Here is a 12,564-nt window from a genome sequence, read left to right as displayed (position 1 = left end):
ACCGACGCGTAAAGGAACCCCGCCCATGGCGGGGTTCTTTTTATTTGCAGGAACGACATGACCATTCGCCGGAAACCTGCTGTTTTGTGGGGCTTTTCAAGGAGTTTCACCTGTCAATCGAACAACCATCGACAGTTCTTCAGCCATACTCCTAAAATGCCTCGGTTTTAAGAAACAGCCCGTTACAAAACGGCTAATCCACATCTTATGAGTCTGCCAGCGTGAAAATCCGTCTTTCCATCCTGAGTCTGTTTTTCGCATTTACTACAGGGACGTTCCTCACGCCATTGGTCGATGCTGCGGAAATCGCAGCTCCGCGCGACACCAAACAACTGAAAATCGCTTCCGGCAGCGCCTTGCTGATGGATCTGCAGACCAACAAAGTCATTTACGCCAGTAACCCAGACGTCGTGGTTCCGATTGCCTCGGTCAGTAAATTGATGACAGCACTGGTCGTCGTCGAAGCCCGCCAGAACATGGATGAGTACATTTCCATCGATATCAGCGACACGCCGGAAATGAAAGGTGTGTTTTCACGGGTCAAGCTCAAGAGCGAAATGCCCCGTCGGGAAATGCTGCTGATCGCCTTGATGTCCTCCGAAAACCGCGCAGCCGCGAGCCTCGCGCACCACTATCCGGGCGGTTACGCCGCCTTCATCGCCGCAATGAACGCCAAGGCAAAGGCATTGGGCATGACCAGCACGCACTATGTCGAACCGACTGGCCTGTCGCCGCGTAACGTCTCCACGGCAAGGGACCTGAGCAAGCTGCTGGTCGCGGCGCACAAATACCCGATCCTCACGGAACTGAGCACCACCAAGGAAAAAACCGTGTCGTTCCGCAAGCCCAATTACAGCTTGGGCTTTCGTAACACCGACCACTTGGTGGGCAAGCCGAACTGGGATATTTCCCTGACCAAGACGGGTTTCACCAACGAAGCCGGCCACTGCCTGGTACTGGTGACCCGCATGGGTAATCGTCCGGTGGCATTGGTGATTCTGGACGCCTTTGGCAAGTACACTCACTTTGCGGATGCGAGCCGCATTCGCAACTGGGTCGAGACCGGCAAGAGCGCCGACGTGCCATCGGTGGCCTTGCAGTACAAGTCAGAGAAGAACCTCAAACAGCGTCAGGGTGGGGTGGCTGAGGCGTCCAAATAAGCTGAATCCCTACCCCTGCTCCTGTGGGAGCGGGCTTGCTCGCGATAGCGGTGTGTCAGCCAGACTTAGGTAACTGACACACTGCTATCGCGAGCAAGCCCGCTCCCACATGGGGGTTGTGACTCGCTCCACCCTCAATCATTCGGCAACGGCATCTGATCATCATCCGGGATGCCGTCGCCCGCACTGGGCTCCTTCGGCGCCACCGCCGGCCGGGCCAGCGGGTCGCGCAGAGGACTGTCCGGATCCAACACCGGATCAACGTTTTTTTCCGGAGTGGTGGGAACACTGTCCGGCTGTTTTTTGTCATCGAAACTCGAATCGGTCGACATACACACCTCACTTGAACGTCAGGGTTTCAGGTCAGCCAGCGGGTCGTACGGTTTGGCGGGGGCCTTGTTGTCCTCTTCCGGATCCACGTCCAGTGGCGCCTTGGCAGGACCGACAGGATCGACCTGCGGATCGTCGAGGTCCGGCGAGTCGGGATCGAATCCAAGCTCTTTGTCAGAAGAGTGCTCGGATGAATGCGGGCCCGAAGGATGTTTGGAATCTGCCATGGTTGCCTCCTTGGTGTGGCCCGCACAATACGGGCACTTACACCTCTGAGGACAATCGCACAGTGCCGTGCGACGCAGATGACGAACGGAGGGTGTTACGGAGCAAGCGCCTTCTTCGCACGAGCCGCAGCCTGCTCCTGACCAGCCTGGGCGAGGTCATTGGCGGCGTTCAACCAGCGCTGCCGATCAACGTTGGCCGGAATCTGATTCGGCTTCTGGATCAGCACCGCCCACCCGCCGGCACTCGTGAACGCCGATTCGAACGAACCGAAACTCATCAACTCCCGGCGATCCATCCCGGCTCGCAACAATACGGTCTGCTTCTGACGGTCGTACCCGGCCAGGATGGCGTAACGCTGCTCGGCCCAGAACGCCGAGCCTTCGGTGAAGCGCACCATCACCGGATACCCAGCAGCGACCTGAGTCAGCAAGGCCGGCAGGTTGTTGTCCAGCGGGTAGACGACCATGCCGTACTCGCGCGCCAGGTTTTGCATGTTCTTTTGCAACTGCGCTTCGGCTCCAGGCAGATGCAAGGGCTTTTCCAGCAGGCCAGGGGTGATGACCACACCCAATTGAGACAACAGGCTCGCCAGCACCTGCGGCCCGCTTTGATAACTCACACCTCGGTAAAACGTGCCGCTGAGCTCCACCCGTTGCGGCAGACGCTGCACCTCAGGCGCCACGCTGCCGGCGCACCCGGCAAGCCCCGCCACACACCCTGCAATCAATGCCGCCACTCGAATCCGCGAAATAAGCCGAACCATCATCTCTCTCTGCCTGTCCCTGTTAATACTGGCGATCATAGGACGCCCACCGGCAGCGGTATAGCCTTTACCCGCAGTTAGGCACTTTCGATAGAGCGAACTGGTTGGTGACAGGCGACCTTTGGTCAATAGCTTGAAACACGGCAGCGACTAGACTGTGAATTGTAGAGGGTATGCCCGCCGCAGGGCGAAGAGGAGGCACTGATGAGCCTGACAATGACCATCGTGATGTTGATTTCCGGCTGGCTGGCCGTTGCCACCGCCATGTTGTGGGGGGTCCTGCGCATTGCACGCCGGCACCATCACCACCCTGCCCCAGCTGCGCGGGTGGTCAAAGATCCGACCGTACGCCACGCCACTGCACACTGACGCTCATTGAAGGATGGATGTAACACGGCCGCCTGGGCTCTTTCGAGCGCAGGCGGCCGTTTCATTTACGTTGTGGTTCAAGCCTCGGCGCTGACGCGCTTCTGCTTGGCCCGCCGGGACATCATGTTCAACACCTCGATCGCTGCCGAGAACGCCATGGCCGCATAGACGTAGCCTTTGGGTACATGGGCGCCAAAGCCTTCGGCAATGAGCGTCATGCCGATCATGATCAAGAAGCCCAGCGCCAGCATCACCACCGTCGGGTTGTCGTTGATGAACTTGGCCAGCGGGTCAGCGGCCAACAACATCACCAGTACCGAAGCCACGACCGCAATGATCATGATCGGCAAATGCTCGGTCATGCCGACTGCGGTAATGATGCTGTCGATGGAGAACACCATATCCAGCATCAGGATCTGCCCGATAGCCGCAGCGAAACCCAGGGTGACGGTCGAGGTGGCGCTTTTCGGGTCCTCTGGCGCCGGGTCCATGCTGTGGTGGATCTCGGTGGTTGCCTTCCACAACAGGAACAGACCACCGGCGATCAGGATCATGTCCTTCCAGGAGAACGCGTGGCCAAGTATCTCGATGACAGGCGCCGTCAACTGCACGATGAACGCGATGGTGCTCAACAACGCCAGGCGCATGATCAATGCCATGCCGATACCCAGACGCCGCGCTTTCTGGCGATATTGCTCCGGCAGTTTATTGGTCAGGATCGAGATGAAGATCAGGTTGTCGATGCCGAGCACGATCTCCATCACCACCAGCGTGGCCAGGGCGACCCAGGCGGTGGGGCTTGCAGCAAGTTCTAAGAGGTATTCCATGGGTCAGTCCTGACTCGATTAAGACGGTTTAGATTTCCTGGGAAGATTCGGTTTTTTCGTTATCTTCGCCTGATGACTCTTTCTTGCTGATGAGCCCGCCGGTGGCGTCGCTGAGCGCCTGCTCGGCTGCTTTGTGCGTGTCGTCGATGGCCTGCTTGGCACTTTCGGCTGCCTTGCCCATCAGTTGCTGGGCGCTTTTTTCGGCCTGGTCGCAACCGGCCAGTATCAGTAAAGACGCGATCAACAATGCCGTGGATTTAAGCTTCATGATCCTTTTCCTCGATAGAACAGATCGGGCCGAAACCTGGCCCGCTGATAGCGAGGCATTCTAGGGAGATGAACACTTCAGTAAAATTCGTATTTTTAGCGGCTATACTTCGTTTTTTACGAACTGTAGGGCACCATGATCAACTATCGCCAATTGCATTACTTTTGGGTGGTGGCCAAGACCGGCAGCATCGTACGTGCCTAGTGAGCAACTGAACCTGACGCCACAGACCATCAGCGGACAGATTTCACTGCTCGAACAGACCTACGGCATCGAATTGTTTCGCCGGGTCGGTCGGCAACTGGAACTCACCGAGGCCGGGCGCCAGGCATTGCCTTATGCCGAACAGATGTTTCAGATCGCAGGTGAGCTGGAATTGATGTTGCGGGCACAACCCAATGAGCAGCAGATCCTGTTTCGGGTCGGCGTGGCCGATGTCGTGCCCAAATCCATCGTGCATCGCCTGATCGCCCCAACCATGGAGTTGCACGAACCCCTGCGCATCACCTGTCGCGAGGACAAACTCGAACGCTTGCTCGCCGACCTGGCGATCCAGCGGCTGGACCTGGTGATTTCCGACAGCCCGATGCCCTCGCACCTGGATATCAAGGGCTACAGCCAGAAGCTGGGTGAATGCGGCATCAGTTTTTTCGCCACGACAGAACTGGCGGGGCAATACGGCCAGGATTTTCCCCGTAGCCTGCACGGTGCCCCACTGTTGATTCCGGGCCCGGAAACCGTCGTGCGCAGCCGTTTGCAGCGCTGGTTCGCCGAACAGCAGATTCAACCCCGGATTGTCGGCGAATTCGATGACAGCGCCTTGATGCAGGCGTTCGGGCAATCGGGGAGTGGGATCTTCATCGGCCCGAGCGTGATTGCCGATGAAGTAAAGCGCCAGTACGGCGTGGAGCTGCTGGGCCAGACTGACGCGGTGACCGAGTCGTTCTATGCCATTTCGGTGGAACGCAAGGTCAAGCACCCCGGCATCGTTGCAATTACCGAAGGTGCCCGACGCGAGCTGTTTACTGCGCTCTGACGCCTCAGGCGCAGACGTGCCGGGGCTTGAAGGTCATCAGCGCCATGGCCAGCAGAATCGACATCAGGATCAGCCCCGCCGCCGCGAACCCCAGGCCTTGCAGGCCGACGCTGTCGATCACCCGGCCACCGATCATCGCCCCCAGCCCAATGCCGAGATTGGCCCCGGCGATGTTCAGCGACGCGGCAAACGCCGGTGCCTCGGGCGCGGCCTTCATCAAGCGCACATGGCTGACCAGGAACAACGCCGCCTGGGTCACCCCCCAAATGCCCATCGCCGCGGCCAGGCCCAGCGGCGAGTGAATGTTCGGCACCAGCGTCACCATGCCGGCGATCATGAACGCACAAAACGTCATCGAGGCGATCAACGGATGACGATCCACCGCGCGCCCACCCAGCGAGTTGCCGATCAATCCCACCGCACCGAAGCCCATCAGGCACCAGCCGACCACCGTGCCGTTGAAACCGGCGAGGCGTTCCAGAATGTCCGCCAGGTAGGTGTAGGCGGTGAACATGCCACTGAACACGATGATCGACAGCAGCACGTGGCCCATCATCAAGGGGCTGCGCAAGATCTTGAACTGCGAACGCAGACTCACCTGATGCTGATGCAGGCTGGTTTTGGGCAGGTACACAAACAGCAGCAAAGCCTTGGCGAAGGCGATCACCGCAAGAATGCCGAAAGCACTGCGCCATCCAAAGGCGTCGGAAATCAGCGTGCCGACCGGAATGCCGAACACCGTTGCGCAGACGATGCCAAAACCAATCTTGGCGATGGCGCGCCCAGCGTAATCCGGCCCGACGATGTCCACCGCCGTCTCACTGGCCAGGGCCCAGAACACCGGCAGCCCCAGGGCGGGAATCAGCCGCGCGAACGCCATGACCCAGATGTTCGACGCGAATGCCGCCAGGGTATTGGCCAGGCCGAACATGATCAGCACCGAAATGAACAGCTTGCGCCGCTCGAAGCGGGCGAAGTACGCCGTCAGAAAAGGCCCGAACGCCGCCACAGTGAAGGCGAACAACGTCACCAGCAAACCCGCCTGGGGAATCGTGACCTCAAGGTCCCGAGCGATGGCCGGCAACAGGCCGACGATGACAAATTCCGTGGTCAGCACCGTAAAACCGGCGGCGGACAACAGAAGAATGGGCAACAGCATGCAGAACTCCAGAAAAACGACAGCACCAGCGATAGCCCGAAGGCCCACTGGCAGAGATGAAAATGAGGATGGCCAATGTTAACAGAGTGTGTCCGAAGCTGGTTGCACGAACCTGCAAATCAGGTGTTCATCGGGTGACAGTTGGTCACGGGCCTGATGGAAGACCACGACTGGCGCTGTGATAAAATCCGCGCCCTGCGATTTCCACCCCCTGCTCATCAGCTCGCGATCGGCCTCGATGTCGCGACCACCTGAACATTCAGAGATGTTGTTTTATGACTGCTTCGTCCCCTTCACTGTTGCAACGCTTGAAAGGCTTGAGCCTGGTTTCACAAATCATCATCGGCCTGATCGCTGGTATTGCCCTGGCCCTGCTGGCGCCAGAGGTGGCAAAGTCCACGGCATTCATCGGAAAGGTATTCGTTTCGGCGCTCAAAGCCGTCGCCCCGATCCTGGTGTTCGTCCTGGTGATGGCGTCGATCGCCAATCACAAACACGGCCAGGAAACCCACATCCGACCGATCCTCTTCCTTTATCTGCTGGGCACCTTTGGCGCGGCGGTCGTAGCGGTTGTCGCCAGCATGATGTTCCCGTCGAGCCTGGTGCTCAGCACCCAGGATGTCGCCGTGACCGCGCCGGGTGGCATCAGTGAAGTGTTGCAAAGTCTGCTGCTGAGCGTGGTGGACAACCCGGTCAGTGCGCTGATGAATGCCAACTTCATCGGAATCCTGGCCTGGGCTATCGGCATGGGCATCGCGATTCGCCACGCGGGCGACACCACACGCGAGGTCCTTGATGACCTTTCCAACGGTGTGACGTTGATCGTGCGCCTGGTGATCCGTTTTGCACCGCTCGGGATTTTCGGCCTGGTGGCCTCGACCCTGGCGACTTCAGGTTTCGGCGCGCTGATCGGCTATGTGCATCTGCTGGCCGTGCTGCTGGGCTGCATGGTGTTCGTGGCACTGGTCATGAACCCGCTGATCGTGTTCTGGAAACTGCGTCGCAACCCCTTCCCCCTGGTGATCATGTGCCTGCGCGAAAGCGGGATCACGGCGTTCTTCACCCGCAGTTCGGCGGCGAACATTCCGGTCAATCTGGAGCTGAGCAAGCGCCTCGGCCTGCACGAAGACACCTATTCGGTGTCGATCCCGCTGGGCGCGACCATCAACATGGCGGGCGCGGCGATTACCATCACCGTCCTGACCCTGGCGGCGGTGCACACTCTGGGCATCGCCGTGGACATTCCCACCGCCATTTTGCTGAGTGTCGTCGCCGCCATCTGCGCCTGCGGCGCATCGGGCGTGGCGGGCGGTTCGCTGCTGTTGATTCCCCTGGCGTGCAGCCTGTTCGGGATCCCCAGCGAAATCGCGATGCAGGTGGTGGCGGTCGGCTTCATCATCGGTGTGTTGCAGGACTCGGCAGAGACTGCGCTGAACTCGTCCACTGATGTGTTGTTCACGGCGGCGGCTTGCCTGGGTGAAGAGCAGAAGGCTTAGATTGCACGGATGAAAAAAAACCGCAGCCAATTGGCTGCGGTTTTTTTTGGCTTTCTGCTTTCTGTAGGAGCGAGCTTGCTCGCGATGGTGGCTCAGACACCGCAGGGTGTCAGTTTCCTTGCGTTATCGTTAACCACCATCGCGAGCAAGCTCGCTCCTACAGAGCAATGGGTGTGCGTCAGAACGCGCCCATATAGTCCCGCTTGCCCACTTCCACGCCATTGTGACGCAGCAGCGCGTAGGCGGTGGTGACGTGGAAGAAGAACTGCGGCAAGCCATAGCTCAGCAGGTAAGCCTGGCCGCTGAAGCGCTTCTCTTTCGGCGTGCCCGGACGCGTCACGATCTCGATGCCTTCCTTGCCATTGATCTGCGCAGGCTTGATCTCGTCGATGTAGGCCAAAACCTTGGTCAGCAGCGCTTGCAGCTCGGCGAAAGTGGTTTCGGTGTCGTCGTACTTCGGCACTTCAACCTCGGCGAGGCGGGAGGAAACGCCCTTGGCAAAATCCACCGCGATCTGCACCTGACGCACCAGCGGGAACATGTCCGGGAACAGACGCGCTTGCAGGAACGCATTGGCGTCGATGTTTTTGGCGGTGGCGTGGGCTTCGGCCTTGTGCAGGACGTCGCTCAGGGCGGTGAGCATTTGCTTGAAAACCGGAATGGATGCGTCGTACAGGGAAATGGTCATGGCAGTCTCGTGTGATGACAGGAGTGAAACGTGGGAGCGATTATAGCGAGCTGCGAATCCTGCGGCGTCTGCCCGCAGATAAAAATAACGGCATGAAACAATGGCGTTTTGATGACTGTTTGCTGCGAATTCAGTTGCCATTGGCGCGCGCCGGCCTAAAGTGCATGCCAGCAGGATCAGATTATGAATCGCGTAAGGACGCAGCCTCATGAGTGAGCAAGAAACCACGTTCGAAGAGCCACGGCTCAACAGCACGGAAATCCGCATTCTGGGCTCGTTGATAGAGAAGCAGGCCACCAGCCCGGAAACCTATCCGCTGACGCTCAATGCGCTGGTCATTGCCTGCAATCAGAAAACCAGTCGTGAACCGGTGATGAACCTGACTCACGGTCAGGTCGGCCAGAGCCTGCGCGCTCTCGAAGGTCGAGGCTTTGCCAAATTGGTCATGGGCAGCCGTGCCGACCGCTGGGAACACAAAGTCGATAAGGCGCTGGAACTGGTGCCAGCCCAGGTGATTCTCACCGGATTGATGTTTCTGCGCGGACCGCAGACCGTCAACGAGCTGTTGACCCGCAGTGGGCGCATGCATGATTTCGAAGATGCCGAACAGGTGGTGCACCAACTGGAACGCCTGATCGCCCGAGGTCTGGCCGTACTGATCCCGCGCCAGGCCGGGCAGCGCGAAGATCGTTATACCCACGCTCTGGGCGATCCGGCGGACATCGAAGCGATCCTCGCCGCCCGCCAGAACCCGACCGAGCGCAGCGCTGGCGGTGGTGTTTCGTTGGAGCGGATCGAAGAACTGGAAGCGCGGATTGCGGCGCTGGAAGAACGGTTGGCGCGGCTGGAATAGCCTGATGTTCTGATGTTGACTGTCCCGGCCCCATCGCGAGCAGGCTCGCTCCCACAGGGATCACCGATAGCCTGTGGGAGCGAGCCTGCTCGCGATGGGGCCGGGACAGCCACCGCATCACCCCCCGAGCAAACGCCACGGCCTTTTCAAACTGCTCAACCGTCGGGCGCACCCCGGTGTACAGCACAAACTGCTCGAGCGCCTGGATCGCAATGACTTCCAGGCCAGTGATCACCCGCTTGCCTTCGGCGCGCGCCCGCACGATCAACGGTGTTTCGCTAGGAACAGCCACCACATCGAAGACCGTCTGTGCGGCTGCAATCGTCTCGGCGTCGAAGGCCAGTTGATCGGCCTCGGGTCCCCCAGCCATGCCGATCGGGGTGACATTGATCAGCATTTGCGGGTTGCGCGCCCCCAGTTCGGCTTGCCACTCGTAACCCAGCGATTGCGCCAGCGCGCGCCCGGCGCTTTCGTTTCGGGCGACGATCAAGCCGTTCTTGTAGCCGCCATCGCGCAGCGCACTGGCTACGGCCTTGGCCATACCGCCGCTGCCACGCAGGGCAAAGGTTGAGTCCTTGGGCACCCGATGGGTGTCCAGCAGTTGCGCGACAGCGATGTAATCGGTGTTGTAGGCCTTGAGGTGGCCGTTGGTATTGACGATGGTATTGATCGATTGGATGGCTGCGGCGGAGGCGTCCAACTCGTCAACCAGTGCAATGCACGCTTCCTTGAACGGCATCGACACCCCGCACCCGCGAATGCCCAGTGCGCGGATGCCAGCCACCGCGCCGGTCAGGTCCTGGCTGCTGAACGCCTTGTAATAGAAATTCAAGCCCAACTGCTCGTACAGATGGTTGTGGAATCGCAGGCCGAAGTTGCCAGGGCGCCCAGACAGGGACATGCACAGTAGGGTGTCTTTGTTGGGGTTCATCTGCATGAGACATCTCCTTCATGGGTACGCGCCTGCGCCGGGCAGTGCGATGTAAAAAAACCGGTACAGACCTTACACAAAATTTACCCAACGGCTGTGCAGAATTTAGAAGAAGCGCTGTCTTATAGGTATCCCCGCGACAATCCCTGGGTCTATCGCAGACACCGGCGCCGGGCTGAAGAATCGAGGAACTATCATGATCCGTAAAATCCCCGCAGTGGCCCTGCTGATCGGCGCTCTGGCTGTCGCAGGACAGGCTCAAGCGCATGGCGGTGGCGGCTGGCAAGGTCCGGCGGTATTTGGCGCGATCGTCGGGTCGGCCATCGTCGGCTCGGCCATTATCAACAGCAACCGCCCAGTCTATGTCGCTCCGCAACCTGTCTATGCAGAGCCGGCGCCGGTGTATTACGCACCACCGCCGCCACCGGTTTATTACCAGCCAGCGCCGGTGTACGTACAACAACCCATTTATTACCGCCCGGCTCCGGTCTACTACGGGCCGCCGCGTGGTTATTACGGCCCGCCCCGTGGCTATTATGGCCCGCCACATGGATACGGCCGCTGGTAACAACCTCAATTAAAGCCCTGCCTCAAGCAGGGCTTTTTTAGGCCTGTGGATCCGTATTGGATGGACTCGCCGCTTCGACTTTTCGCAACCATTCATCGCCAAGGTCTGAATACCTTTCGTCGAGGTCGCTGTCGGGACAGTGCCGGTTGGGCAAGGCGTTCATATTTTTGGCATGACAGGTCCGCAAGCTGGTTCTGTCCGCCCACAATTGCTTGATAACAACAAGGACGAGCCCATGCCCACGCAAAACCCCCATCGCGATACCAGCTTGTGCACTTGCGACAAGGTGTACAGCGCCCTGACCGAACTCAAGCAGCTCGAGGGTCATCGCAACGCCAAGTTCCTTTCGCTGATGGCTGAAAACCTGGTGCGCAAGGGCCTGCTCAACGAGCAGGAAGTGATGCACCTGCTGGATCTTGTGGTCGATTGACCGACAGACGGTCGCTTGGCCTCACTTGCATCAATGACCACTATTGAAAGCGTTGATTTCTCGTCCAGGCACCAGGCTCGTAAGGTAGCTCCATAGATTGATGGAGGTACTTATGTCCCAGGTTAAAATCATGTCCGTTATCGGCAGCGCCGTTCCCGCCTCGCTCAGGGAGGTCGGCTTGCTCGCCTGCTGGTATTTGATGCAGGACGGCGAACCGATCAGCGGTCCGCTCACCTCGCTCAATGCCGCCCAGGCCTTGTCTCGACGCCTCGACACCGAGCGATTCAGCGCTTAAGGCAACTGCACCCGCGGTTGCGTTTCGATGAAAATCGCCCAGCTCGACATGAACAGTGCCGCGATGAGGGGCCCGATCACAAAGCCGTTGAGGCCGAAAATGGCCAGGCCACCCAACGTCGAGATGAGAATCAGGTAATCCGGCATCTTGGTGTCCTTGCCCACGAGTATCGGGCGCAACACATTGTCCACCAGGCCGATCACGAACACACCGAACAGCCCGAGCACCACGCCCTGCCAAATCGCCCCGCTGAACAGGAAAAACGCCGCCACCGGCGCCCAGACAATCCCCGCTCCGACGGCCGGTAGCAACGACAGAAACGCCATGAGCACCGCCCAGAGCAACGCGCTGGGAATATCGAGAAACCAGAAAATCAGCCCGCCCAGCGCACCTTGCGTCATGGCCACCACCAGGTTGCCCTTGACTGTGGCCCGCACCACCCGATTGAACTTGAGCTGCAAACGGCGCTTCTGGTGTTCTTCCAGCGGTATGGCGGTGCGCATTTTGCGCGCCAGTTCGGCACCGTCGCGCAGAAAAAAGAACAGCAGGTAGAGCATGATGAAGAAGCTCACCAGGAAATCGAATGTGCCCTGGCCGAAGCTGAACGCCTGACTGGTGATGAATTCATTGCCGCTCACGGCACTCTTGATGATTTTCTCGCGCAGTCCCTCCAGCTCACCGACCCCGGCCCGATCGAGCAAATGCTGGAAGTACGCCGGCAGGCTGTGCTTGAAATGCGTGACATAACCGGCGATGTCCAGCTCGCCGCTTTCGATGCGCTTGTACACCGTAGCGCCTTCCTGGACCAACAACATGCCGAGAATGATCATCGGCAAAATGGCGATCACCAGGCAGATGCCCAAGGTCAGCGCTGACGTAAAGTTGCGCTGCCATCCCAGCTTCAACTGCAGCCGCCGCTGCATGGGCGCAAACAGGATGCCAAGGATCACCGCCCAGAACACCGCGCCGTAGAACGGCAGCAGAATCCAGATAAAAGCCGCCGTAACCAGCCCAAGCAGGACCACCAGCGACTTGTTGTGTACCGTCTGTTCGTTCATGTCCGATCCATGTCAGTCCAAGGCGACGCAGGTCGCGTCCTGTTGCTTAGTCCGCCACGGTTCGCGCGAGTGCCATCGGTTTGTTCACCAAGCATAGATCCAGAT

Annotated in this window: 15 protein-coding genes and 2 pseudogenes; 8 read left to right on the top strand and 9 right to left on the bottom strand. The window is 59.2% G+C overall.

Features of this window, described 5'->3' with window-relative positions:
• Window positions 1-221: 221 nt before the first annotated feature.
• Complete coding sequence (pbpG, locus tag AB4N33_RS01765) at window positions 222-1,160, top strand: D-alanyl-D-alanine endopeptidase (protein ID WP_460122497.1); 939 nt, start codon at window positions 222-224, stop codon at window positions 1,158-1,160.
• Window positions 1,161-1,294: 134 nt separating this feature from the next.
• Here the strand turns inward: pbpG and AB4N33_RS01760 are convergent, their stop codons facing one another.
• The 3 genes from AB4N33_RS01760 to AB4N33_RS01750 all read right to left on the bottom strand — a co-directional run bounded on the left by AB4N33_RS01760 (window position 1,295) and on the right by AB4N33_RS01750 (window position 2,481).
• Entirely contained in the window at window positions 1,295-1,492 is a 198-nt protein-coding gene (locus AB4N33_RS01760) for a hypothetical protein (protein WP_460122495.1), read from the bottom strand.
• An 18-nt stretch (window positions 1,493-1,510) separates the two neighbouring features.
• The gene (locus AB4N33_RS01755; RefSeq protein WP_460122493.1) at window positions 1,511-1,717 is read right to left on the bottom strand and encodes a DUF6021 family protein; all 207 of its coding nucleotides are present in this window, start codon (window positions 1,715-1,717) and stop codon (window positions 1,511-1,513) included.
• A 95-nt stretch (window positions 1,718-1,812) separates the two neighbouring features.
• Window positions 1,813-2,481, bottom strand: a complete 669-nt coding sequence (locus AB4N33_RS01750) for a peptidase C39 family protein (protein ID WP_460126611.1) — start codon at window positions 2,479-2,481, stop codon at window positions 1,813-1,815.
• 204 nt (window positions 2,482-2,685) lie between these two features.
• Between AB4N33_RS01750 and AB4N33_RS01745 the strand changes: the two genes are divergently transcribed.
• On the top strand, window positions 2,686-2,850 hold the full coding sequence (locus AB4N33_RS01745; RefSeq protein WP_460122491.1) for a hypothetical protein: 165 nt from the start codon (window positions 2,686-2,688) through the stop codon (window positions 2,848-2,850).
• Between the two features lie 77 nt (window positions 2,851-2,927).
• Here AB4N33_RS01745 and AB4N33_RS01740 read toward each other — a convergent pair whose 3' ends face one another.
• Complete coding sequence (locus AB4N33_RS01740) at window positions 2,928-3,677, bottom strand: TerC family protein (protein WP_460122489.1); 750 nt, start codon at window positions 3,675-3,677, stop codon at window positions 2,928-2,930.
• A gap of 28 nt (window positions 3,678-3,705) precedes the next feature.
• Complete coding sequence (locus tag AB4N33_RS01735; protein WP_476456270.1) at window positions 3,706-3,945, bottom strand: hypothetical protein; 240 nt, start codon at window positions 3,943-3,945, stop codon at window positions 3,706-3,708.
• Window positions 3,946-4,080: 135 nt separating this feature from the next.
• Here AB4N33_RS01735 and nhaR point away from each other — a divergent pair.
• Window positions 4,081-4,981 (top strand): annotated as a pseudogene (gene nhaR, locus AB4N33_RS01730) (transcriptional activator NhaR).
• A 4-nt stretch (window positions 4,982-4,985) separates the two neighbouring features.
• On the opposite strand, the gene AB4N33_RS01725 reads toward nhaR, so the two are convergent.
• On the bottom strand, window positions 4,986-6,140 hold the full coding sequence (locus tag AB4N33_RS01725; RefSeq protein ID WP_460122483.1) for an MFS transporter: 1,155 nt from the start codon (window positions 6,138-6,140) through the stop codon (window positions 4,986-4,988).
• Window positions 6,141-6,415: 275 nt separating this feature from the next.
• Here AB4N33_RS01725 and sstT point away from each other — a divergent pair, with 275 nt between their 5' ends.
• Window positions 6,416-7,636, top strand: coding sequence for a serine/threonine transporter SstT (gene sstT, locus AB4N33_RS01720; protein ID WP_460122481.1), 1,221 nt, complete (start codon window positions 6,416-6,418; stop codon window positions 7,634-7,636).
• A 178-nt stretch (window positions 7,637-7,814) separates the two neighbouring features.
• Here sstT and AB4N33_RS01715 read toward each other — a convergent pair whose 3' ends face one another.
• Window positions 7,815-8,324: a DUF1993 domain-containing protein gene (locus tag AB4N33_RS01715; RefSeq protein ID WP_460122479.1), complete on the bottom strand. Its 510-nt coding sequence runs from the start codon at window positions 8,322-8,324 to the stop codon at window positions 7,815-7,817.
• Window positions 8,325-8,532: 208 nt separating this feature from the next.
• Between AB4N33_RS01715 and AB4N33_RS01710 the strand changes: the two genes are divergently transcribed.
• Window positions 8,533-9,177, top strand: coding sequence for a YceH family protein (locus AB4N33_RS01710; protein WP_476456269.1), 645 nt, complete (start codon window positions 8,533-8,535; stop codon window positions 9,175-9,177).
• A 124-nt stretch (window positions 9,178-9,301) separates the two neighbouring features.
• Here AB4N33_RS01710 and AB4N33_RS01705 read toward each other — a convergent pair.
• Window positions 9,302-10,114 (bottom strand): annotated as a pseudogene (locus AB4N33_RS01705) (shikimate 5-dehydrogenase); the annotation flags it as partial.
• A gap of 190 nt (window positions 10,115-10,304) precedes the next feature.
• Here AB4N33_RS01705 and AB4N33_RS01700 point away from each other — a divergent pair.
• The 3 genes from AB4N33_RS01700 (at window position 10,305) to AB4N33_RS01690 (ending at window position 11,401) form a co-directional block, all read left to right on the top strand.
• Window positions 10,305-10,676 (top strand): hypothetical protein, encoded by a 372-nt coding sequence (locus AB4N33_RS01700; protein ID WP_460122473.1) that lies wholly within the window; start codon window positions 10,305-10,307, stop codon window positions 10,674-10,676.
• Between the two features lie 235 nt (window positions 10,677-10,911).
• Complete coding sequence (locus AB4N33_RS01695; RefSeq protein ID WP_460122471.1) at window positions 10,912-11,106, top strand: hypothetical protein; 195 nt, start codon at window positions 10,912-10,914, stop codon at window positions 11,104-11,106.
• 112 nt (window positions 11,107-11,218) lie between these two features.
• Window positions 11,219-11,401 carry a hypothetical protein gene (locus AB4N33_RS01690; protein ID WP_460122469.1) on the top strand — a complete coding sequence of 61 codons (183 nt, stop codon included), beginning with the start codon at window positions 11,219-11,221 and terminating at the stop codon, window positions 11,399-11,401.
• On the opposite strand, the gene AB4N33_RS01685 is transcribed toward AB4N33_RS01690, so the two are convergent.
• Entirely contained in the window at window positions 11,398-12,459 is a 1,062-nt protein-coding gene (locus tag AB4N33_RS01685) for an AI-2E family transporter (protein WP_460122467.1), read from the bottom strand. The genes AB4N33_RS01690 and AB4N33_RS01685 overlap by 4 nt on opposite strands.
• Window positions 12,460-12,564 lie beyond the last annotated feature (105 nt).

It is taken from the genome of Pseudomonas sp. S1_E05, from assembly GCF_056337105.1.
Note: the sequence above shows the minus strand (reverse complement) of the source record. Positions and strands in the feature narration are given on the sequence as shown.

Bases quoted from the DNA above. Each gene is read 5' to 3' on its own strand.
- AB4N33_RS01700 (WP_460122473.1), top strand. From the start codon at position 10,305: ATGATCCGTAAAATCCCCGCAGTGGCCCTGCTGATCGGCGCTCTGGCT.
- AB4N33_RS01725 (WP_460122483.1), bottom strand. From the start codon at position 6,140: ATGCTGTTGCCCATTCTTCTGTTGTCCGCCGCCGGTTTTACGGTGCTG.
- AB4N33_RS01715 (WP_460122479.1), bottom strand. From the start codon at position 8,324: ATGACCATTTCCCTGTACGACGCATCCATTCCGGTTTTCAAGCAAATG.
- sstT (WP_460122481.1), top strand. From the start codon at position 6,416: ATGACTGCTTCGTCCCCTTCACTGTTGCAACGCTTGAAAGGCTTGAGC.
- AB4N33_RS01755 (WP_460122493.1), bottom strand. From the start codon at position 1,717: ATGGCAGATTCCAAACATCCTTCGGGCCCGCATTCATCCGAGCACTCT.
- AB4N33_RS01710 (WP_476456269.1), top strand. From the start codon at position 8,533: ATGAGTGAGCAAGAAACCACGTTCGAAGAGCCACGGCTCAACAGCACG.
- AB4N33_RS01685 (WP_460122467.1), bottom strand. From the start codon at position 12,459: ATGAACGAACAGACGGTACACAACAAGTCGCTGGTGGTCCTGCTTGGG.
- AB4N33_RS01695 (WP_460122471.1), top strand. From the start codon at position 10,912: ATGCCCACGCAAAACCCCCATCGCGATACCAGCTTGTGCACTTGCGAC.
- AB4N33_RS01735 (WP_476456270.1), bottom strand. From the start codon at position 3,945: ATGAAGCTTAAATCCACGGCATTGTTGATCGCGTCTTTACTGATACTG.
- AB4N33_RS01745 (WP_460122491.1), top strand. From the start codon at position 2,686: ATGAGCCTGACAATGACCATCGTGATGTTGATTTCCGGCTGGCTGGCC.
- AB4N33_RS01740 (WP_460122489.1), bottom strand. From the start codon at position 3,677: ATGGAATACCTCTTAGAACTTGCTGCAAGCCCCACCGCCTGGGTCGCC.
- AB4N33_RS01760 (WP_460122495.1), bottom strand. From the start codon at position 1,492: ATGTCGACCGATTCGAGTTTCGATGACAAAAAACAGCCGGACAGTGTT.
- AB4N33_RS01690 (WP_460122469.1), top strand. From the start codon at position 11,219: ATGTCCCAGGTTAAAATCATGTCCGTTATCGGCAGCGCCGTTCCCGCC.
- AB4N33_RS01750 (WP_460126611.1), bottom strand. From the start codon at position 2,481: ATGGTTCGGCTTATTTCGCGGATTCGAGTGGCGGCATTGATTGCAGGG.